At 72.5% G+C, this 21,150-nt stretch carries 20 protein-coding genes and 1 tRNA gene; 12 read left to right on the top strand and 9 right to left on the bottom strand.

What is annotated here, in order from left to right:
* Positions 1-42 precede the first annotated feature (42 nt).
* The 3 genes from ACIRGB_RS24335 to dapD are packed head-to-tail and all read left to right on the top strand — an operon-like array spanning position 43 to position 1,955.
* Positions 43-363, top strand: a complete 321-nt coding sequence (locus ACIRGB_RS24335; RefSeq protein WP_403868766.1) for a DMT family transporter — start codon at positions 43-45, stop codon at positions 361-363.
* Positions 363-956 (top strand): TetR/AcrR family transcriptional regulator, encoded by a 594-nt coding sequence (locus tag ACIRGB_RS24340; protein WP_403868769.1) that lies wholly within the window; start codon positions 363-365, stop codon positions 954-956. Before ACIRGB_RS24335 ends, ACIRGB_RS24340 begins: the two co-directional genes overlap by 1 nt.
* Positions 957-965: 9 nt before the next feature.
* Positions 966-1,955, top strand: a complete 990-nt coding sequence (dapD, locus tag ACIRGB_RS24345; protein ID WP_403868771.1) for a 2,3,4,5-tetrahydropyridine-2,6-dicarboxylate N-succinyltransferase — start codon at positions 966-968, stop codon at positions 1,953-1,955.
* A 50-nt stretch (positions 1,956-2,005) separates the two neighbouring features.
* On the opposite strand, the gene ACIRGB_RS24350 is transcribed toward dapD, so the two are convergent.
* Positions 2,006-2,668 carry a DNA alkylation repair protein gene (locus ACIRGB_RS24350; RefSeq protein WP_403869128.1) on the bottom strand — a complete coding sequence of 221 codons (663 nt, stop codon included), beginning with the start codon at positions 2,666-2,668 and terminating at the stop codon, positions 2,006-2,008.
* A 273-nt stretch (positions 2,669-2,941) separates the two neighbouring features.
* On the opposite strand from ACIRGB_RS24350, the gene ACIRGB_RS24355 reads away from it, so the two are divergent.
* Positions 2,942-3,172 carry a hypothetical protein gene (locus ACIRGB_RS24355; protein WP_403868773.1) on the top strand — a complete coding sequence of 77 codons (231 nt, stop codon included), beginning with the start codon at positions 2,942-2,944 and terminating at the stop codon, positions 3,170-3,172.
* Here the strand turns inward: ACIRGB_RS24355 and dapA are convergent.
* Entirely contained in the window at positions 3,157-4,080 is a 924-nt protein-coding gene (dapA, locus tag ACIRGB_RS24360; RefSeq protein ID WP_403868775.1) for a 4-hydroxy-tetrahydrodipicolinate synthase, read from the bottom strand. The genes ACIRGB_RS24355 and dapA overlap by 16 nt on opposite strands.
* Positions 4,081-4,260: 180 nt before the next feature.
* On the opposite strand from dapA, the gene ACIRGB_RS24365 reads away from it, so the two are divergent.
* The 3 genes from ACIRGB_RS24365 to ACIRGB_RS24375 all read left to right on the top strand — a co-directional run bounded on the left by ACIRGB_RS24365 (position 4,261) and on the right by ACIRGB_RS24375 (position 6,039).
* A complete protein-coding gene (locus ACIRGB_RS24365; RefSeq protein WP_403868778.1) occupies positions 4,261-4,680 on the top strand; it encodes a phage holin family protein in 420 nt (139 codons plus the stop codon).
* Entirely contained in the window at positions 4,677-5,141 is a 465-nt protein-coding gene (locus ACIRGB_RS24370) for a DUF3618 domain-containing protein (RefSeq protein ID WP_403868781.1), read from the top strand. Before ACIRGB_RS24365 ends, ACIRGB_RS24370 begins: the two co-directional genes overlap by 4 nt.
* A 190-nt stretch (positions 5,142-5,331) precedes the next feature.
* Positions 5,332-6,039 carry an antibiotic biosynthesis monooxygenase gene (locus ACIRGB_RS24375; protein WP_403868784.1) on the top strand — a complete coding sequence of 236 codons (708 nt, stop codon included), beginning with the start codon at positions 5,332-5,334 and terminating at the stop codon, positions 6,037-6,039.
* A gap of 23 nt (positions 6,040-6,062) precedes the next feature.
* On the opposite strand, the gene ACIRGB_RS24380 is transcribed toward ACIRGB_RS24375, so the two are convergent.
* A complete protein-coding gene (locus ACIRGB_RS24380) occupies positions 6,063-7,901 on the bottom strand; it encodes an endonuclease/exonuclease/phosphatase family protein (RefSeq protein WP_403868787.1) in 1,839 nt (612 codons plus the stop codon).
* 190 nt (positions 7,902-8,091) lie between these two features.
* Here ACIRGB_RS24380 and ACIRGB_RS24385 point away from each other — a divergent pair, with 190 nt between their 5' ends.
* From ACIRGB_RS24385 to ACIRGB_RS24405, 5 genes are all read left to right on the top strand, one after another.
* Complete coding sequence (locus tag ACIRGB_RS24385; protein WP_403868790.1) at positions 8,092-9,519, top strand: hypothetical protein; 1,428 nt, start codon at positions 8,092-8,094, stop codon at positions 9,517-9,519.
* Between the two features lie 951 nt (positions 9,520-10,470).
* On the top strand, positions 10,471-11,940 hold the full coding sequence (locus ACIRGB_RS24390) for a PhoX family protein (protein WP_403868793.1): 1,470 nt from the start codon (positions 10,471-10,473) through the stop codon (positions 11,938-11,940).
* A 45-nt stretch (positions 11,941-11,985) separates the two neighbouring features.
* Positions 11,986-12,055 (top strand) — tRNA-Ile (locus ACIRGB_RS24395).
* Positions 12,056-12,420: 365 nt separating this feature from the next.
* Positions 12,421-14,022 carry a TROVE domain-containing protein gene (locus ACIRGB_RS24400; RefSeq protein ID WP_403868796.1) on the top strand — a complete coding sequence of 534 codons (1,602 nt, stop codon included), beginning with the start codon at positions 12,421-12,423 and terminating at the stop codon, positions 14,020-14,022.
* Positions 14,023-14,059: 37 nt separating this feature from the next.
* On the top strand, positions 14,060-14,620 hold the full coding sequence (locus ACIRGB_RS24405; protein WP_403868798.1) for a TetR/AcrR family transcriptional regulator: 561 nt from the start codon (positions 14,060-14,062) through the stop codon (positions 14,618-14,620).
* Positions 14,621-14,671: 51 nt separating this feature from the next.
* Here the strand turns inward: ACIRGB_RS24405 and ACIRGB_RS24410 are convergent, their stop codons facing one another.
* From ACIRGB_RS24410 to ACIRGB_RS24435, 6 genes are all read right to left on the bottom strand, one after another.
* Complete coding sequence (locus ACIRGB_RS24410) at positions 14,672-15,862, bottom strand: TerD family protein (RefSeq protein ID WP_403869131.1); 1,191 nt, start codon at positions 15,860-15,862, stop codon at positions 14,672-14,674.
* A 226-nt stretch (positions 15,863-16,088) separates the two neighbouring features.
* Entirely contained in the window at positions 16,089-17,078 is a 990-nt protein-coding gene (locus tag ACIRGB_RS24415; protein ID WP_031047988.1) for a zinc-dependent alcohol dehydrogenase family protein, read from the bottom strand.
* On the bottom strand, positions 17,075-17,950 hold the full coding sequence (locus ACIRGB_RS24420; protein WP_403868801.1) for a carbohydrate ABC transporter permease: 876 nt from the start codon (positions 17,948-17,950) through the stop codon (positions 17,075-17,077). Before ACIRGB_RS24420 ends, ACIRGB_RS24415 begins: the two co-directional genes overlap by 4 nt.
* Complete coding sequence (locus ACIRGB_RS24425; RefSeq protein ID WP_403868804.1) at positions 17,947-18,891, bottom strand: carbohydrate ABC transporter permease; 945 nt, start codon at positions 18,889-18,891, stop codon at positions 17,947-17,949. Before ACIRGB_RS24425 ends, ACIRGB_RS24420 begins: the two co-directional genes overlap by 4 nt.
* A complete protein-coding gene (locus ACIRGB_RS24430; protein ID WP_403868807.1) occupies positions 18,888-20,258 on the bottom strand; it encodes an ABC transporter substrate-binding protein in 1,371 nt (456 codons plus the stop codon). Before ACIRGB_RS24430 ends, ACIRGB_RS24425 begins: the two co-directional genes overlap by 4 nt.
* Positions 20,259-20,355: 97 nt before the next feature.
* Complete coding sequence (locus ACIRGB_RS24435; RefSeq protein WP_403868810.1) at positions 20,356-21,126, bottom strand: DeoR/GlpR family DNA-binding transcription regulator; 771 nt, start codon at positions 21,124-21,126, stop codon at positions 20,356-20,358.
* Positions 21,127-21,150 lie beyond the last annotated feature (24 nt).

The raw sequence follows: 21,150 nt of genomic DNA on the forward strand, positions 1-21,150 counted from the left end.
TTCCGCCCGCGCCCGCGCTCCTCGTTATGTACGCTCGTACACATGGGATACCTGCTCCTGGCCGGAGCCATCGCCGCCGAGGTCGCCGGCACCACCGCCATGAAGTACAGCGAGGGCTTCAGCAGGCTGGTGCCGTCCCTGCTGACGGCCCTCGCGTACGTCCTCTCCTTCGCCCTTCTCGCCCAGACCCTGAAGCTCCTGGCCGTCGGCACGGCCTACGCCATCTGGGCGGGGGTGGGCACGGCCGCCATCGCCGCCATCGGGGTCGCCTTCATGGGCGAGGGGATGACCCTCACCAAGGCCGCCGGCATCGCGCTGATCATCATCGGCGTCGTCGTGCTCAACCTGGGCGGGGCGCACTGATGCCCCGCCGCCACGATCCGGAGCGCCGCCAGCGCATCATCGACGCGGCGATCAGAGTCGTCGCACGGGCGGGCATCGCCGGGCTCAGCCACCGCAGCGTCGCCGCCGAGGCGGACGTGCCGCTCGGCTCCACGACGTACCACTTCGCGACCCTGGACGACCTCCTGGTCGCCGCCCTGCGCCAGGCCAACGAGGGCTTCGCCAAGGTCGTCGCCGCCCACCCCGCCCTGTCCGACCCCGGGGCCGACCTGCCCGCCGAACTCGCCCGCGTCCTCGGCGCGTGGCTGGGCGGCGACCGCACCGGCGTGGAGCTGGAGTACGAGCTGTACCTCGCCGCCCTGCGCCGCCCCGCGCTGCGCCCGGTCGCCGCCGAGTGGGCCGAGGGCGTGGGCGCCCTGCTCGCCGCCCGCACCGACCCCGTGACGGCCCGCGCCCTGGTCGCCGTACTTGACGGCATCTGCCTCCAGGTGCTGCTGACGGACACGCCGTACGACGAGGAGTACGCCCGGCAGGTGCTAGCCCGGCTGGTCCCCGCGCCCGGCACCCGAGACGGCCGCGGTCCCGGCTCGCTTCCACCGGCGGCGGCCGGTTAGGTTGCCCTCATGACCGACACGACTGCTCCCCGCACCACCGGCGCCGTGGCCGCCGGCCTCGCCACGATCGCCGCCGACGGCACCGTCCTCGACACCTGGTTCCCGGCCCCCGAACTGTCCGACGCGCCCGGTCCCTCCGGCACCGAGCGGCTCACCGCCGAACAGGCCGCCGAACTCCTGGGCGGCGGCGCCACCGCCGCGGTCGGTCCGGACGCCCGTCGCGGTGTCGAGGTGGTCGCGGTCCGCACGGTCATCTCCTCGCTGGACGAGAAGCCGGTCGACACGCACGACGTCTACCTGCGCCTGCACCTGCTCTCCCACCGCCTGGTCAAGCCGCACGGCCAGAGCCTGGACGGCATCTTCGCCCACCTCGCCAACGTCGCCTGGACCTCGCTGGGCCCGGTCGCCGTCGACGACCTCGAGAAGGTCCGCCTCAACGCCCGCGCCGAGGGCCTGCACCTCCAGGTCACCTCGATCGACAAGTTCCCCCGCATGACGGACTACGTCGCCCCCAAGGGCGTCCGCATCGCCGACGCCGACCGCGTCCGCCTCGGTGCGCACCTCTCCGCGGGCACCACGGTCATGCACGAGGGCTTCGTCAACTTCAACGCAGGCACGCTGGGCACCTCGATGGTCGAGGGCCGCATCTCCGCGGGCGTCGTCGTCGGCGACGGCTCCGACATCGGCGGCGGCGCCTCCACCATGGGCACCCTCTCCGGCGGCGGCAACGTCCGCATCACCATCGGCGAGCGCTGCCTGGTCGGCGCCGAGGCGGGCGTCGGCATCGCGCTGGGCGACGAGTGCGTGGTCGAGGCCGGCCTCTACGTCACCGCGGGCACCCGCGTCACGATGCCCGACGGCCAGGTCGTCAAGGCCCGCGAACTCTCCGGCGCCTCGAACATCCTCTTCCGCCGCAACTCGGTCACGGGCACGGTCGAGGCCCGCCCGAACAACGCGGTATGGGGCGGCCTGAACGAGGTGCTGCACAGCCACAACTGAGCCGACGCCGGTTTGCCGGGCGCCCTGTCCGCCTGTCGCGGGGAGGGCGCTCAGGTGGTTGTGGGGGTGGTCTGGGCCTGTTGGCGGCGGACGATCTCTGTGATCCAGGTGGGGGCGTACGGGGAGGTGCAGCCCGGGGGAGTGGGGTAGTCCTTCAGGACTCCGAGGCGTTCGCCGATGGTGGGGGCGCGGGGGCGGTGTTCGGGGTGGTCGATGCCGATGCGGGCCAGGCAGTGGTTCATTGACCATTGCAGGCGGTCCGGGGCGTCCCTCATCTCCGACTCGATGGTGTCCAGCAGGGCCGTGAGGTCGAGACCGGCCGGATTCCTCGTCACGCGTTCGGTGGTCAGTGCCCAGCCGGCGCTCGCGACCACCGGGTCCGGGTCGGCGGTCCAGGCCACGCGCAGTTCCTCGGCGTGCGGGTTCTTCTTCACCACGTAGTTCACGAGCCAGTCGTGCACCTTGGGGGTGCGGGCCTCGCGCAGCATGGTGTCCAGTTCGTCGCGGTCGTAGGACTTCGGGCGGCAGATCAGCAGGCTCAGCAGGCGGGCGGCGGTGTCGTCCGTGGCCCAGAGGCCGCGTGCGAGTGCGGGACGGGTCTTCAGGCGCTTCGCGAGTGCGCGCAGCTGGGTGAGGTTCACGCCGTGGTCGTCGCCGTGCTTCTCGTTCACGGCCCGGGCCCGCGGGTCCTCCAGCCCGGCCAGCTCGGCCATCACCTCGGCCACCGTCGGTTCGGTCGGCGTCTTCTCCGGCACCTCGGTCACCACCTGTCGCCCCTGTGGTCAGCTGCGGGGGCTCAGCCTACGGCGCCCGATCGGGGCACAGTTCGTCGTGGTCGCCCCACATCGCGGGCCACCGTCACCGCACGTACGGATGACTGCCCGTGACTTACCGGTGGTTTCGGCGGATGAACGGGTGGACGCAGAGTCCGATCAGACGCCGATCCGACGAAACGAACGAAACGAGGGGCCTGGATGACGCCTGGGATGACGAACGAGCGGAGGGGAGCCGTGGCGCGCCTGCTGGCCGGGGCGGGGGCCGCGGTGCTGGTGTGCTGGGGGGCGGTGGGGGCCGCGCACGCCGACGAGACGACGACCGGCTCGCACAACGGCCCCCGCGTGGGGCTCCTCAACGTCCACGTCGGCCAGATCGACGATCCCGCGGAGGACGTGCTGGAGCACACCCTGCTGTTCGGCGACGGCTACGCCTGGGACTGACCGGCGCGGGCGGCCAGTTCCTCGTAGGCCGCCAGCAGACCGGCCGTGGTCTCCCGGTCCGCGGGGCGCAGTGGGGCGCGGACCGGGCCCGCTGGGAGGCCGAGGGTGCCCAGGAGGGCCTTGGCGGTGACCGTGCCGGGCAGACCGGCCGCCATCATCGCCTCGACGAGAGGAATCGCCCGCCGCTGGAGCAGGGCGGCCCGGCCGGTGTCGCCCGCGTCGAAGGCGTCGAGGACGGCCCGGAACAGCTCCGGCGCGACGTTGGCGACGGTGCTGACGTACCCCGCCGCTCCGACCGCGTACAGGGCGAGGACCTGCTCGTCGCAGCCCGCGTAGTACGCCAGGCCGGTGCGGGAGAGCACCTTCTGGGTGCCGAGGAGGTCGTAGGCGCAGTCCTTGACGGCGACGATCCGGGGGTGCCCGGCGAGGCGGACCAGGGTGTCGGGTTCGACGCGGGTGCCGGTGCGGCCCGGGATGTCGTAGAGCATCAGGGGCAGCCCGCTCACGTCGGCGATCTCGCGGAAGTGCGCCTCCAGGGCGTCCTGCGGGGGCCTGCTGTAGTACGGCGCGACCACCAGCAGGCCGTCCGCGCCCGCCTTCTCGGCGGCCAGGGCCAGTTCCACGGTGTGCCGGGTGTCCGCGGTGCCGACCCCGGCGACCAGTGCCGCCCGGTCCCCGACCGCCTCCCGGACCGCCGTCACCAGCGCCGCCTTCTCGGCGTCCGTGGTGGTCGGCGACTCGCCCGTGGTGCCCGACAGCACCAGGCCGTCGCAGCCCCGGGAGACCAGGTGCTCGGCGAGCCGCCCGGCACCGTCGAGGTCGAGCGCGCCGGTCTCGGTGAAGGGCGTGACCATCGCGCACAGGGCGCGGCCGAAGGGGGCGGCGGGGCGGGCGTCGTCTGTCGTCATGGGAGTAGTGTCGGCGTCTCGACTGTGTAGCTCCACTTAATTCTTCTACGAGGTAGTGGTAAGGAACGCTTCAGATCGGACGCCTGGACGAGTGTCCGGGGCGGTGCGGGCGCGGCAAGGGTAGTGCCGTCCGGGCCGGGGTACCCGGGGTGCTCCGAACCGAGAGGAGGCGGGAACACCGTGACCGGAACCATGCACACCAGGCCGGTGCGCGACGAGCAGCACTCCGTGGGCGAACTCGTCGGGCAGGCCACCGAACAGCTCTCCCGGCTCGTGCGCCAGGAAGTGGCCCTGGCCAAGATGGAACTGGCCGAGAAGGGCAAGCGGGCCGGGCGCGGCGGCGGAATGCTGGGTGCCGCGGGCGCCATCGCCTACGTGGGCCTGTTCGCCCTGGCCGGCACGGCCACCGCCGCGCTCTCCCTGGTACTGCCCGTCTGGGCCGCGGCGCTCATCGTGACGGCGGCGCTGTTCGTGATCGCCGGCGTGCTGGCCATGACCGGTCGCGCCCAGCTCCGCCGGGCCGTGCCGCCCAAGCCCGAGCAGACCCTCGGCAGTGTCCGGGCCGACGTCGACCAGATCAGGGAAAGGGCACATCGATGACCGACGCGACGAGCCGGGACGGTTCGAGGAGCGGCTCCACCGCGCAGCCGGTCGGCGGGGCGAAGGGCCCCGACGAGCTGCGCAGGCAGATCGAAGAGACCCGCGGCCAGCTCGGCGACACCGTGGAGGAGCTGGCGGGCAAGGCCGACGTGAAGGGCCGCGCCAAGGCCCGGGCCGCCGACCTGAAGGACAAGGCGGGCGCCATGAGCGTGCAACTGCGCAGTTCCGCCGCGCACGCCGGGCACGCCGTACAGGAGAAGGCGGGCCGGGCGGGGCACACCGCGCAGGACAAGGCCGACCGGGCCCGGGACGCCGCGGAGCGGCACGCGCCGCCGGGACGGGCGCGTGGCGCGGTGCGGGCGGGACTCGGGCATCCGCGCGCCCTGCTGGCCGCAGGGGCGGCGGCGGGCGTGGTGGTCGCGGCGAGCCTCGTGCGGCACCGTCGGCACGGACACTGCTGAGCGGACACGGCTGCGCCCCCGGAGGGCGCGGTGCGGCGAGCGAGGGGTCCCGGGCGGGGCCCCTCGGCTCGGTATTAGGTCCGTCCGTCGCCTACGTCATGCCGGTACCGGTAAGGGCTTGACCTCAACCTTGGTCGAGGTCGGAGAGTGGTGCGTGCATCCGACGACCACCGATCACCGGAGGACCGGCATGACCCGCCGTACCGACGCCCACCCCGACCTCGCCCGCCCCGACGTCCTGGCGCCCTTCTTCAGCACCTGGCGGGTCGGCACCCCCGAGCGGCAGCGGCAGACCGTCGACGCCATCGCCCGTACCTGGGAGAGCCGGCCCTGGCCCGCCGAAGACCTGCGCGGCTACCACGTCTACACCGGGCACGACGGCAGCACACTGCTGCACCACTCCCAGTGGGCGAGCGAGCAGGCGTACGAAGGCTTCGTGAAGACGCACCGGCAGGAACGCGTCGACGAGATCGACACCGCCGTACCGGGCATCGAGCGGCTGGGGCTCGGCAGGTACCGGCACTATCGCGCCGCGACCCGCGAGGCCGGGGCGGCGGCCGTGGTCCCGGGCTGCGTCGTGATCGTCGAGGTCGAGTTCGAGGGTCCCGATCCCGACCGGCAGCGCGCCTGGGTCGACGCCGTCTTCGAGGCCCTGGAGAGCGAGCCGCGGCCCCGCCCCGGCGGCCTCTCCGCCCACTTCCACCTGAGCACCGACGGCACGCGCGTCCTCAACTACGCCGAGTGGGAGAGCGCGCGGGCCCACATCGACGCACTCGCCGCACCCGGCGACGGCGTGGGCTCGGCGACGCCCCAGTGGGAGCGGGTGCAGCACTGGCCCGGCCTGAAGAGCAGCACGGTCAGCCGCTACGACCACGCGCTCGGCCTCGTGCCTCGCTGAGCCCGCCCCCCGGTCCGGTTCGTTCAGGGACGGAACCGCAGCACCTGCGGGTCGTGGTCGCTGATCTGGTCGTGGAACTCCGCGTTGACGTGCACGCTGTCGTAGGACAGGTGACCGCGGCGGACCGACGGGCTGACCAGGATCTGGTCCAGGACCTGGCTGTTGCCCTGGTAGACGTACGAGTAGCGCTCGCTCCCCGGCAGCGACTTCACCGCCGACCACAGGGCGCCGCCGTCCTCCAGGATGCGGGCGGTCGTCGAGAACTCGAAGTCGTTGATGTCTCCGAGGGTGATGACGTCCGCGTTCTTCTGGGTGGCCAGGATGTCCTTCACGAAGGTGTTCACCACCTTCGCCTGGGCGTGGCGCTGGGTCTCCGAGGTGCGCGACGGCGGCTGGTACTGCGCCGTCAGACCCTGGTCGCCGCCCTTGGAGTTGAAGTGGTTGGCGATGACGAAGACCGTCCGGCCGCGGAAGACGAACTCCCCGGCCAGCGGCTTGCGGCTGTTCTCCCAGGCCGGGTCCGCCGGGTCGACCCGGCCGGGGGAGAGCGTCAGCGCCGCCTTGCCGCGCACCTTGCGCACCCCGGTCGCCGTGGTGGCGTCGCCGCCCGCGCGGTCGGTGAAGGAGACCCGCTCCGGGTTGAACAGGAACGCCTGGCGGATGTTGCCGCCGGGCTCGCCGCCGTCCGCCTTGTCCACCGGGTCGATGCCCCGCCACGCGTAGCGCGGGCCGCCGGCCGCGACGATCGCGTCGATCAGCCTGCCGACCGTCGCGTCGGCCGCCACGGTGCCGTCGTCGGTGGCGCCGTTGTTGTCCTGGATCTCCTCCAGCGACACGATGTCGGGCGACTTCAGGTGGTGCACGATCGTTTCGGCGTGCGCGGTGAAGGTGTCGTCCGACGGGTCGAGGTTCTCGACGTTGTACGTCGCCACCGCCAGCTCGCGGTCGCTCTGCCGGCGCGTCGACTCGCGCTCCGTACCGCCGTCCTCCAGGGCGCCGATCTCGGCCGCGACCAGCGTGTAGCCGCCGTACTGGTTGTAGTCCAGCGGACCGGTGGTGGTGCCGGCGAGGGTGTCGCCCACGTCGGCGGCGGGGAAGTCGGCCGGCTTGCCCAGCGACTGGATCTGCAACCGGCCGGTGTTCTGGTCGTCGTAGGAGCCGTAGACCGTGCCGCCGCGGCGGTTCGGGTTCTCCCAGGGCTTCACCGTGACCCACAGCTCGGTGTACGGGTCCGAGGCGCCGACCACCCGGACGTCGGCGACGCGGACGTTCATGCCCTCCAGGGACTCGTAGTAGTCCAGGGCGTACGTCGCCGGCTTCAGGGGCAGGCCGTTGACCGAGCCGTTCGCCGCCTCGTCGCCCTCGGGGGCGTACGCGCGGGGCACGGACCGGGCGGAGACGGTCGTCGCGGCCGGGAGGGCGTTGCCGCCGGAGACGACGGTGACCGTCGGGCGGGTGATCTCGGTCAGCGACTGGTTCCCCGAGGACGTACCGCCGGGGACGTACTCCGAGACCGTCCCGGAGACGGTGACCGCGTCACCGACGGCGACCTGAGGGGCCTTGCTGGTGAAGACGAAGACGCCCTCGCTGGTGGCCGGGTCCGCGTCGGGCCGCGGGTCCTGCATCCAGAAGCCCTTGGAGGAGCCGTAGCCCCGGACGCCGGTGACGATTCCGGCCACGTCCGTGACCTGCCGGCCGGCGTACGGGGACAGCCTGGTGCTGCCCTGGATGTCGTGGACCCGCACGGAGTCGGCCGCGGCGGAACCGGCGTGCGCGGGCACGGTGAGGACGACGGTGGACGCCGCCGAGCAGACGGCGGCGACGGTGAGCGCGGCGAGGCGCGCGGAGGACTTGCTGGCCAACGGATCCCTCCGGGGATGTGACGTGGCGCGGGACTCTACGCGCGTCAATCTCCAGCCTGCTCAGGCCAGTTGTCAAGGTTTCGGCCATGTACACCACCCGACGGGGAGATGAACCGGGCGGCATGGGTGGAAACCCGTCTAGGCTGAGCAGTCGTACGGCGGTCAAGAGGCGCGCGAGGAGAAACTTCCGATGTCAGACAGCTCCACCCTGCCGCCCGCACGGCTGCGCCCCGAAGCGGAGCTGGCCCGCGACGCGCTGTCCGCGCCGGTGCTCGCCCGGGCCGCGCGACTGGCCCGCTGGGCCGACGTCGGCACCCGCGTCGACGCCGGGGGCGGGCTGGTCGAGGAGCAGCTGCCGGCGGCGGCCGAGCAGCTCGGGCTGAGCGGGGACGACGCCGCCGCGTACGCGAGCGAGGCCTGGCGGATCGCCGTGGACACCGGGCTCGTCGAGATCACCGACGAGGAGGCGGGCACCGTGGCCGCGGGCGAGGACCTCGCCCTGCTCACCGGCGGCTCCCCCCAGGACGTGCTCGGGGTGTGGCTCACCGCCCTGGAGGCCGTGCTCGCCGACGCGAGCGTGCCCGACCTCGACGATCTGGTCGACGCGCTGGACGAGGGCGGCGAGGTCGACCTGTCGTCCCTCGACTGGGACCCCGACGCCGAGTCCGAGTTCCTCGACGGCGTGCTCGGCAACCTGTACCTGCTCACCGTCGGCGAGGACGGCCCCGGCGACGCCCCGGTGCCGCTGCCCGCGCTGGCCGCCTCCATGCTCGTGCCCAGCGACATGGGCGAGCCCAGCAACGAGGTCCTGGAGCAGGTGTCGGACGCGATGATGCGCCTGGACGACCAGTTCCGGCTGCTCGAACCGGTCGGCCTCGTCGAGTACCAGCCGGTCGACGAGGCGCTCATGGGCGACGCCGACGAGGAGCCCGCCGCCCCCGTCGACGAGGCCGACGTCACCCGCTACGGCATGGTGCGGCTCACCCCGCTCGGGCTGTACGGACTGCGCGCCCGGCTCCTGGACGCCGGCTTCGAGGCGCCCGCCGTGGGCGACCTCGCCGACAAGGGCGCCGACGCGCTGCTCGACGGCACCGCCGCCTTCCCGCCGGCCGCGGCCCACGCCGAGACCGAGCTGTGGCTGGCCGGGCGGAGCCCGCTCGACGCCGCCCGCGAACTCCTGGCGGCGGCCCGCGGCTCCGACACCGGCGCGCCGCTGCGCCGGCTGCGCTGCCAGCAGGCGCTCTCCCTTGTCGGCGTGGAGGCCGAGCCCGCGCTGCGGGAGGTCCTCGACGACGCCGAACTGGGCGGCCTGGCCCGGGTGTGGCTCACCGAGCACGGGGCCGGGGACGTACCGGCGCCGTCGCAGGACATGGTCTTCTGGCTGACCATCGACACCGTCGCCGCGCAGCTCGCCGCCGAGGGCAACTCCGAGGAACTGCGCGCCCTGGTGGAGGGCCTCGCCCGGCAGCACAGCGGGTTCTTCGACACGGTCTGGCGGGTCGAGCACCCGGCCACTCCGGACGTCCTGGAGGCGATGGGGCGGCTGCACCCCGACAAGAAGATCGCCAAGGAGGCCCGCAAGGCGGCCTTCAAGGCACGCTCCCAGCAGAGCGGCTGACACCCGCCGGAACGACCCGGCGTGCGCCCCGCCGCCCACCGCTACCACCAGAGGCGGCCGCCCCGCGGGCGGGAACGCCGGTCTGCTCTGGGGGCGGGGAGCGGCGAACGGGCGATGCCGGGCCGGCCTCGTGGGCGGGGCCACCCGGTGGCGGGTGAGCCGGTTGGCCTGCGGCCGGGAGGGGGTTGTCGGTTGTCGGTCCTTGGCCGGGGACGGTGGTTGGGCCTGGGGGCGGGGGCGGGGCGGGGGCTCGGTGGGCCCGCGCTGGGGGACGGTGGTCTGCCGCGGGGGCGGGGCAGCCGGTCGGCATTGTGGGCGGGGACCCCGGTGGCAGGGGGAGCGGGTTGGCCTGCGGCCGGGAGGGGGTGTCGGTCCTTGGCCGGGAGGAGGCGGGCGAGGCTGGGCCCGAGGGCGGGTGGTCGGGGCTTGGCCGGGAACGGTGGTCCCGGTGCGGCGGACGCGATGGGCATGCGGTGGTGGCCAGACGCGGAGTCGGGGGTGTGGGGGTGCGGTGGTGGTCGGACGCGGGGTCGGGGCGTGGGCGTGTGGTGGTGGCCGGATGGGGAGTCGGGGGTGTGGGGGTGTGGTGGTGGTCGGTCGGGGTGTCGGGGCGTGGGCGTGTGGTGGTGGTCGGTCGGGGTGTCGGGGGTGTGGGGGTGTGGTGGTGGCCGGTCGGGGTGTCGGGGCGTGGGCGTGTGGTGGTGGTCGGTCGGGGCGTGAGCGTGTGGTGGTGGTCGGTCGGGGCGCGGGGGTGCGGTGGTGGCCGGTCGGGGGGTCGGGGTGTGGGCGTGCGGTGGTGGCCGGTCGGGGCGTGGGCGTGTGGGAGAGGTTTCCGCCAGTTCAGGTTCTGTTCAGGCGGCGGCGGGATTCTTGTTCAGGCGCGGGCGGAAGCGTGACGCCGGACCGAGGTCCGCCACCCTCCACGGCTCGCTCACCGTCACAGGAGACACCATGTCGCTCACCCGCAGGGACTTCGCCGGCCGATCCGCGCTCACCGGCGCCGGGGTCGTGCTGGCGGGCAGCGTCGGCGCCCTCGCCACCGCACCGAACGCCCTCGCGTCCACGGACACCGACCGCGCGGGGGAGGAGCACGGCCACGGGCACGACGGCCACCACGACCACGGCGGGGTCGGCTACGGGCCGCTGATCCCCGACCCGGACGGCATCCTCGCCCTGCCCGCCGGCTTCCGGTACGAGATCATCACCTACTCCGGCCGGACCAAGCTGGAGTCCGGCGAGCACACCCCCTCCAACCACGACGGCACCGCCGCCTTCGACGGCCCGCGCGGCACCACCCTCCTCGTCAACAACCACGAACTCGGCGGTCACCGCGACGGCTGGCCCCACCCCGTCCCGCTCGCCGAGGGCCTCGTCTACGACCCGGCCGCCGCCGGCGGCTGCACCGTCGTCGAGGTCCGCCGCGGCGGCCACGTCGCCGAATGGGTCGGCATCGCCGGTACCGCCACCAACTGCGCGGGCGGCAGCACCCCGTGGGGCACCTGGCTGACCTGCGAGGAGACCGAGGACAAGGCCGGCAAGAACGGCATGACCAAGGACCACGGCTACGTCTTCGAGGTCGACCCCGAGGACCGCCGCGCCAACCGCGACCCCAAGCCGGTCAAGGCGCTCGGCCGCTACGCCCACGAGGCCGTCGTCATCGACCCCAAGCGCGGCCACGCCTACCTCACCGAGGACGCCTCGGGACCCAACGGCCTCCTCTACCGCTGGACCCCGCCGGAGGGCTTCCGGCACGGTCGCGGCCGGCTGCGCACCCTCGCCGACGACGCCGGGGTCCTCCAGGCGTTCAAGTGCTTCGACTCCGGCGGCAAGTTCGTCGACGACCTGTCCCGCGCCACGAAGACCGGCACCGTCTACGGCGTCGACTGGGTCGACGTCCCCGACCGCGACGCGCGGACCACCTCCGTGCGCAAGCAGTTCGCCGCCGGTCAGGTCACCCGCGCGCGCAAGCTGGAGGGCATGTGGTGGGCCGACGGCGGCGCCTACATCGTCTCCTCCTTCGCCCGTGACGAGAGCCCCGGCCGCCCGCACGACGGCCAGGTCTGGTTCTACGACCCCAAGCGCCGCACCCTCACCCTGAAGGTCCTGCTCGGCGTCAACGCCGACCCGTCCGCCGACGGCGCCTTCGACGGCCCCGACAACATCACCGTCTCCCCGTACGGCGGCCTCGTCATCGCCGAGGACGGCGACGGTGTCCAGCACCTGTTCGGCGCCACCGACAGCGGCCGCACCTACCCCATCGCCCGCAACGAACTGAACCTGGGCACCGAGGACGACCCCGAATACAGCGAGTTCACCGGCGTCACCTTCTCGCCCGACGGCCGGACCCTCTACGCCAACATCCAGACCCCCGGCATCATGCTGGCCATCACGGGGCCGTGGAAGCGGCAGAAGCGCCGCTGATTAATTCGCTCGCCCGAGCGGTGGCCGCCCTTTTAGAGTGATGAACGTCCAGGTGCGAAGGCAGGACCTACTTCCACTGATAATGGGGCGGTCGCGGGTTCGAATCCCGTCACCGGCACAACGCGCCGGTGTAGCTCAGGGGTTGGAGCACCTTGTCGGTTCCGCCGACCTGAACTCTGGACACCCATAACTTCACGCACCTCCCGGTGCGCGGGCCGCGGCTACTTCTTCTCTCCAAAGAATCCCATGCCGCTGTCCACTTGATCTCGGGAGGCGCAGCAGTCGAGGGGTGCCCGGTGCGCAGGCAGCGGATACTTCCTTTGATCGGACGGTTGCGGGTTCGAATCCCGTCACCGACTTCGGGTCGGTGTAGCTCAATTCGGCAGAGCATCCGCATGTTCCGTCGCCGATTCCGACCTCGGGCACCCTTCCGCTGCCGTGTCTCCCTCCGAACCATTCCAGAATTCGGGGGAATTCATCATGGCGCGCTTCAACACGCGGACGGCGAAGGCGCAGCCCACCTCGCGCGTGACCTCGACGGGCCGCGTGCTGCGCACCTACGAGGGCGGCCGGGGCAGCGAGCGCGACCCGCGCTCCGAGCTCTTTCTGCTGTCGGTGGCCAACTTCGTGTCCCAGCGCACCTTCTACGAGACCGGCGCCGCCCGCGACGACCGGTTCGCCACGCTCGTGCGCGAACTCGCCCTCAGCGACCCGTCCTGGACGGCCGGCCTGCTCGGGTGGCTGCGCGGCGAGGGCAACCTGCGCACCGCCTCGATCGTCGGCGCCGCCGAGTACGTCAAGGCCCGCCTCGACTCCGGCGTCACCGACGGACCGTCGAACCGGCAGGTCGTCGCCTCCGTCCTGCGGCGCCCCGACGAGCCCGGCGAACTGCTCGCCTACTGGACGGCGGCCTACGGCCGCGCCGTGCCCAAGCCGGTCAAGCGGGGGATCGCCGACGCCGTACGGCGGCTCTACCACGGCAGGTCGCTGCTGAAGTACGACACCGCGTCCAAGGGGTACCGCTTCGGCGACATCCTCAACCTGGTGCACGCGGCCCCCGACCCGGACAAGCCGTGGCAGGGCGAGCTGTTCCAGTACGCCCTCGACCGCCGGCACAACCCGGACACCGCGGTGCCGCCCGCCTCGGACCGCGTCCTGACCGCGCACCGCGCGCTGATGGCGCTGCCCGTCGACCAGCGGCGAGCGGTGGTCACGGCGCCCGACGGTGCCGAGCGGCTGGCGGCGGCGGGCATCACGTGGGAGATGCTGGCCGGCTGGCTCCAGGGGCCGATGGACAAGGCCGCCTGGGAAGCGGTGATCCCGTCCATGGGCGCGATGGCGTTGCTGCGCAACCTGCGGAATTTCGACGAGGCCGGTGTCTCGGACGAGGTCGCGGCCCGGGTCGCGGCGCGGATCAGCGACCCGGCCGAGGTGGCGCGCTCGCGGCAGTTCCCCTTCCGCTACCTCGCCGCGTACCGGCACGCGCCGTCGCTGCGCTGGTCGTACCCGCTGGAGCAGGCGCTCGGCCACTCGCTGGCCAACGTGCCCGCGCTGGGCGGCCGGACGCTCGTCCTCGTGGACCGCTCGGGTTCGATGTTCTACTCGCGGATGTCGGACCGCTCCGAGCTGACCCGGGCCGACGCGGCGGCGGTCTTCGGCACGGCGCTGGCGCTGCGGGCGGCCGACGCGGACCTGGTGGAGTTCGGTTCGTCGAGCAACCGCGTGCGGTACCGCGAGGGCGAGTCGGTGCTGAAGGTCCTGGACCGCTTCGGCGACCTCGGCGGCACCGACACCACCGAGGCGGTACGGCGCCACTACAAGCGGCACGACCGGGTGCTGATCGTCACCGACGAGCAGTACGCGTACAGCCGGCACGGCGACCCGACCGAGCAGGTGCCGCGGGACGTGCCCGTCTACACCTGGAACCTCGCCGGGTACCGGGCGGGCCACGGCCCGTCGGGCCGGGCGAACCGGCACACCTTCGGCGGCCTCTCGGACGCCGCGTTCCGGATGGTGCCGCTGCTCGAGGCGGGCCGGGACGCCGACTGGCCCTGGGACGCCCCGGCCGAGCACGCGCGGTAGGGTGCCCGGAAGGTTGCCCGCTGTGCAGGGAGGGGCTGTGGCGCAGGTCAGGCCCATGCGGGCGGATGCTCGGCGTAATCGTGAGCGGTTGCTGGCGGTGGCGGCGGAGGCGTTCGCCGAGCACGGCGAGGGGGCCGCCCTGGACGACATCGCCCGGCGGGCCGGGGTGGGGGTCGGCACCCTGTACCGGCACTTCCCGACGCGGCAGGCGCTGCTGGAGGCCGCCTACCTCGAACGTGTCGAGGCGATCGCGGCCCGCGCCGACGTGATCGCGGCGGCGCGGCCGCCGGGCGCGGCGCTCCTGGCGTGGCTCGACGAGCTGGCCGCCGGGATGCTCCAGGTGCGCGGGCTCAAGGCGCTGCTCGGTACGGCCGTCACCGGTGGCGGCCCCGCGTGCGGCGACTGCGTGCGGGGCGCGGCGACCCGGCTGGTGCGGGCCGCGCAGGAGGCCGGTGCGCTGCGGCCGGACGTCGAGCCGGTCGAGGTGCTGCGGCTGGTGCACGGGGTGGTGACGGCGGCGGAGGCGGCCGGTGAGGTGGACGGGACGGCCGTGCGCCGGTACCTGTCGCTGCTCATGGAAGGTTTGGCGAGGCCGTAGGGGCCGCCGCCGTCCGCGGGACGGCGGCGGCCCCTGTCGGTGTGCGGGCGCCTACAGCGCCTGCGCGGCCGGCTTCACCATGCCGCGGACGGTGCGGGACTTGACGAAGTCGCCGATGGCGGTCATCTCCCACTCGCCGGAGAACTGGCGGATCAGCTTCGCCATCATCACGCCGGTCTGCGGCTCGGCGCTGGTGAGGTCGAAGCGGACCAGCTCCTCGCCGCTGGCGGCGTCCATGAGGCGGCAGTACGCCTTGGCGACCTCGGTGAACTTCTGGCCCGAGAACGAGTTCACCGTGAAGACCAGGCCGCTGACCTCCTGCGGGAGCCGGCCGAGGTCCACGACGATCACCTCGTCGTCGCCGCCGCCCTCTCCGGTCAGGTTGTCGCCGGAGTGCTTGATCGCGCCGTTCACGATCGAGAGCTTGCCGAAGTAGCAGCTGTCGATGTGGTTGCGCTGCGGGCCGTAGGCGATGACGGAGGCGTCCAGGTCGATGTCCTTGCCGCGGTAGGCCGGCTCCCAGCCGAGGCCCATCTTGACCTGGGAGAGCACCGGCCGGCCGCCCTTGACGAGGGACACCGTCTGGTTCTTCTGGAGGCTGACCCGGCCCTTGTCGAGGTTGATCTTGCCGGTGCCCGGGGCGGGTGCGGCCGGCGCGGCGGCGGGCGGGGTGGGCGGGGCGGCGGGCGGGGGCGGGGGTGTGGCCGCCTGGGGCTGCGGCGGGGTCGCCGGCTGGGCCGGGGCCGCCGGTTCCTCCACCGTGACGCCGAAGTCCGTCGCGATGCCGGCCAGGCCGTTGGCGTAGCCCTGGCCCACCGCGCGGGCCTTCCAGGCGCCGTTGCGCAGGTAGACCTCGACGATCACCAGGGCGGTCTCGGTGCCGAGCTGCGGGGGCGTGAAGGTGGCGAGCACGGAGTTGTCGTCCGCGTTGCGGATGGTGGCGGTCGGCTCCACGCCCTGGAAGGTCTGGCCGGCGGCGTCCGGGCTGGCGGTGACGACGATCTTCTCGATGCCCGGGGGAACGGCGGAGGTGTCCACCACGATCGCGTCCGGGGCGGTGCCGCCGCCGGAGCGGTAGGTCACGCCCTGGCCGGTGGGCTGGTTGTAGAAGATGAAGTCGTCGTCGGAGCGCACCTTGCCGTCGGCGGTGAGCAGCAGGCCCGATACGTCGAGCCGCACGGGGGCGGCGACGTCCACCGTCACGCGGGCGGCGGAGAGGGGGATGTTCGAGCCGGGGGTCATAGCTGTCATGCCGGGTGAACGAGTGAGGGCGTTTTACCGTTCCCTTACCCGGGGGCCAATCGGGGTGGGGGTGGGTGGGGCGGTTGTCCCGGGGTGTTTTCGCCCCCGCCGCCCCTTCCCTTCCCGTCCCTGGGGGGCTGCGCCCCCAGACCCCGCTTCGGCCCTGAACGGGACTCGTCCTCAAACGCCGGACGGGCTGGGTGTGCCGGGCGTTGGCTGGAAAGTGCTACGGCACGACCACGATCTTCCTTCCCACGCCCGCCGCGAACTGCTCCAGGGCCTGGGGGTAGCGGGCCAGTTCGATGCGGTCGCTGATGAAGACGTCGGGGTCGAGGACGCCGTTCGCGAACAGTTCCGCGGCGCGTTCGTAGCTGTGGAGGACCGCCATCGAACCGGTGATGGTGATCTCCTGGTTGTAGATGCGGTACGGGTCGATCTGGACGCGCGTCGCGTAGTCGGCCACGCCGAACTGGAGGAAGGTGCCGGCCTTGGCGACCCGGTCCAGGCCGTCCTGGATCGCCGCCGCGTTGCCGGTGGCGTCGATGACCAGGTCCCAGCCCTGGGGGCGGTCCAGTTCGTCGGGGGTGGCGGCCGACGCCGAGACGCCGAGGCCGCGGGCCGTCTCCAGGCGGGCCGGGTTGACGTCGACCATGTCGACGCTGGCCGCGCCGGTGCGCTTGGCCAGCTCCAGCATCATCAGGCCCATCGTGCCGGAGCCGTAGATCAGGACGTGGGCGCCGAGGCGGGACTGGAGGACGTCGTAGCCGCGGACGGCGCAGGAGAGCGGTTCGATCAGGGCGGCGTCCTGGGTGCGGACGTGCTCGGGGAGCTTGACGCAGTTGGCGACCGGTGCCACCGCGTACTGGGCCGCGCCGCCCGCCGTCGTCACGCCGATGGCCGCCCAGCGCTCGCAGAGGTTGTTGTGGCCGGTGCGGCAGTAGCGGCACTCGTAGCAGTAGAGGGAGGGGTCGACCGCGACCTGGTCGCCGACCGCCACCTCCGTGACCTGGGCGCCGACGCCGACGACCTCGCCGGCGAACTCGTGGCCCGGCACGATCGGGAGCTTGGGCGCGAACTCGCCCTGGAGGATGTGCAGGTCGGTGCCGCACAGGCCGCAGGCGGCGACCTCGACGACGACCTCGCGCGGGCCCGGCGTCGGGTCCGGGACCTCGGTGACGACGGCGCGGCCCACGGACTCGATGACGGCGGCCTTCATTTCACGGCTCCCAACGACAGGCCCTGGACCAGTTTGTCCTGGGCGGCGAACCCCGCGGCGAGCACCGGCAGGGAGATGACGAGCGACGCGGCGCACACCTTGGCCAGGAAGAGGCCCTGGCTGGTGATGAAGCCGGTCAGGAAGACGGGAGCGGTCTCGGCGACCACGCCCGTCAGGACCCGGGCGAAGAGCAACTCGTTCCAGCTGAAGATGAAGCAGATCAGGGATGTCGCGGCGATGCCCGGGAGGGCGATGGGGGCGACCACGCGGACCAGGATCGTGGGCAGTTTCGCGCCGTCCACCCGGGCCGCCTCGATGATCGCGACCGGGACCTCGGCGAGGAAGGACTGCATCATCCAGACCGCGATCGGCAGGTTCATCGACGTGTAGAGGATGACCAGCAGCCAGATGTTGTCCAGCATGTCGGTGTTCTTGGCGAACAGGTAGATCGGCAGCAGGCCCGCCACCACCGGCAGCATCTTGGTGGAGAGGAAGAAGAACAGGACGTCCGTCCACTTCTTCACCGGGCGGATGGACAGGGCGTAGGCGGCGGGCAGCGCCAGGACCAGGACGAAGAGGGTGGAGGCGATCGACGCCACGGCCGAGTTGGCCAGCGCCGGCCAGGGGCTGGCGCCGCCGTCCGCGCCGAAGAACTCGCGGTAGCCGTCCAGTGTCAGCGAGGCCGCGAAGGACGGCGGGTTGGTGGCGGCGTCCGACTCCGAGTGGAAGGAGGTCAGCGCCATCCAGGCGATGGGCAGGAAGAAGACGATGCCGAGCAGCCAGGCGACCAGGCCGAGGCCGGCGCCGGTCCTGCGGCGGGCGGGTGCGGGCTTGGCGTCGGTGACGACGGGGCGTACGGCGGTGGCGGTCATGCGCGGCCGACCTCCTCGCGGAACAGGGACGACACCACGCGCAGCGCGAAGGTGGCGATGATGATCGAGCCGATGACGACCAGGACGCCCGCGGCGGACGCGAGGCCGTTCTCGTGGGCCTGGTAGAAGCTCTGGTAGACGGTGTAGGGCAGGTTGGCCGTGCCCAGGCCGCCGGACGTGATGGTGAAGACGGCGTCGAAGTTCTGGACGATGTAGATCGAGCCGAGCAGGGCACCGAGTTCGAGATAGCGGCGCAGATGGGGGAGGGTGAGGTGGACGAAGATCTGCCAGTCGCCCGCGCCGTCCACCCGGGCGGCCTCGATCTGCTGCTGGTCCCGGCTCTGCAGCCCGGCGAGCAGGATGAGCATCATGAACGGCGTCCACTGCCACACCAGTGAGACCTCGACCGCGAGCAGCGGGGTGTTCGAGACCCAGTCCGGCTGGGGTCCGCCGACGTAGTGCAACAGGCCGTTGAGCAGGCCGTATTCGGGGTTGTAGAGGACGTGCTTCCAGAGCAGGGCCGCCGCCACCGGGACCACCAGGAAGGGGGCGATCAGGAGGGTGCGGACCACGCCGCGGCCCTTGAACCTGCGGTCGAGGAGCAGGGCGAGGGCCAGGCCGAGGACCAGGCTGACCAGCACGACCGCGACGGTGAGCAGGATCGTCGTCCACACCGACTTGCGCAGGGCCGGATCGCTCAGCACGTCGCCGTAGTTGGCGAAGCCGGTGAAGTGGCGGGCGTCCGGGTAGAGGGCGTTCCAGTCGAAGAAGGAGATCACCAGGGTCGCCACGAAGGGCAGCTGGGTGACGACGACCATGAAGATCAGGGCGGGGAGGAGGGGGGCGCGGGTGGCCCAGGCGCGCAGCCGGTTGGACGGCGGGCGGACGGCGGGGCGGGTGTGTTCGGGTGCGGCCGAGGGGGCCGTTGTGGTGGCGGTCATCGTCCCTCGTACTCCTCGGAGATCTTCTCGGCGAGCTGCTGGGACTTCTTCAGGGCCTCCTCGACGGACTGGCGTCCGGCGATGGCCGCGCTGATCTCCTGGGAGACCTTGGTGCCGAGGTCGGTGAACTCGGGAATGCCGACGAACTGGATGCCGGGCGCGGGCCGGGGCTGCACGCCGGGGTCCTTGGGCCTGGCGCCCTCGATGGCCTCGCGGGTCATCTCCTGGAAGGCGGCGGCCTCCTTGACGTAGGCCGGGTTCTGGTACGTCGAGGCGCGTTTGCCGGCCGGGACGTTGGACCAGCCGATCTTGTCGCCGACCAGTTGCTCGTACTCCTTGCCGGACGCCCAGGAGACGAACTTCCAGGCCTTGTCGGAGTTGCGGGAGGCCTTCTGGATGCCCCAGGCCCAGGTGTAGAGCCAGCCGGAGGAGTCGGTCTTCTCCACGGGCGCCGGGGCGTAGCCGATCTTGCCCTTGACCGGGGACTTGGCGGCGTCCAGGGAGCCGGCCGCCGAGGTGGCGTCGTACCACATGGCGACCTTGCCCTGGGTCATGTTGTTCAGGCACTCGGCGAAGCCGGACTGGGCGGCGCCGGACTCGCCGTGCTCGCGGACCAGGTCGACGTAGAACTTCGTGGCCTTCTGCCACTCGGGGGAGTCGAGCCGGGCCTGCCAGTCCTGGTCGAACCAGGTGCCGCCGAAGGTGTTCACGACCGTCGTCAGGGGTGCCATCAGCTCGCCCCAGCCGGGCAGGCCGCGCAGGCAGATGCCCTTCATGCCGGGCTCGGACCCGTCGAGTTTCTCGGCGAAGCCGGCCACCTGGGTCCAGGTGGGGTGTTCGGGCATTTCGAGGCCCGCCTTGGCGAACAGGTCCTTGCGATACATCAGGAAGGAGGACTCGCCGTAGAAGGGCTGGCCGTAGAGCTTGCCGTCGTCGCCGGTGAGGGACTCGCGCATCGGGCCGAGGACGTCCTGCTCGTCGTAGGCCGGGTCCTTGGCGACGTAGGAGTCCATCTCGTGCAGCCAGTCGTTGCGGGCGTAGATCGGTATCTCGTAGTTGGAGAGGGTGGCGGCGTCGTACTGGCCGGCCTGGTTGGCGAAGTCCTGGCTGATCTTGTCGCGGACGTCGTTCTCCGGCAGGACGGTGAAGTTCACCTTGATGCCGGTCTCCTTGGTGAAGTGGTCGGCGGTGAGCTTTTGCAGTTCGACCATCTGCGGGTTGTTGACCATCAGGACGTTGATGGCGTTGCCGCCGGAACCGGCGCCGCCCGCCCCGACCCAGCAGCCGGTGAGCAGCGGGGCGAGCAGCGTCCCTGCGGCGGCCATGGCGAGCGTGGCTCGCGGCCTCCGTCGGCTCTGGGTTCGCATGGATCGCTCCTGAACGTATGGGGAGGTAAGGGGCAGTGGAAGGTGTGGGTGTGCCGTGCGGGGGACCGATGGGGTCCCGTGGGGTCCGGGGCGGTGGTCAGACGCGGATGATCTGGGGGCCGAGCAGTGAGTAGCGGTGGGCCTCGGCCGCGGGCAGCAGGGTGCTGGTGACGATGGCCTCCAGGGCGCCGACCTCCGCGAAGCGGCAGAAGCTCACCGCCCCGAACTTGGTGTGCGCGCCGACGAACACCGTGCGGCGGGCGGCCCGGATGGCCTGCGCCTTGACCTCGCTGACCGCGGGGTCGGGGGTGGTGAGGCCGTGCTCGCGGGAGATGCCGTTGGCGCCGATGTAGGCGAGGTCGACGACGAAGCCGGCCAGCATTTTCGTCGTCCAGTGGTCGACGGTGGCCAGGGTGCCCGAGCGGACCCGGCCGCCGAGCAGCAGGACGGAGGTGTCACCGGCCTCCGCGAGGGCGCCGGCGACCGGCAGGGACGCGGTGACCACGGTCAGCGGCCGGTCCCTGGGCAGTGCCTCGGCGATGAGCTGGGGGGTGAAGCCCTCGTCGACGAAGACCGTCTCCGCGTCGCCGAGCAGTTCCGCGGCCGCGGCCGCGATCCGGCGCTTCTCGGGCACGTGGCTGGTGGCGCGGAAGGCGAGCGTGGTCTCGAACCCGGCGCTCTCCACCGGGTAGGCGCCGCCGTGGGTGCGGCGGACCAGGCCGTGGTCCTCCAGGGCGCGCAGGTCCCGTCGTACGGTCTCCTTGGCGACGCCCAGTTCGGCGGCGAGCGCGGTGACGTCGACCGAGCCGGTGGCGCGGGCCACGCGCACGATCTCGTGCCGACGCTCTTCCGTCGTCCTCGTGTTCATGCCGAACACCCGCCTCACCGCCTC

It is taken from the genome of Streptomyces sp. NPDC102490 (genome assembly GCF_044765285.1).
Lineage (GTDB): Bacteria > Actinomycetota > Actinomycetes > Streptomycetales > Streptomycetaceae > Streptomyces.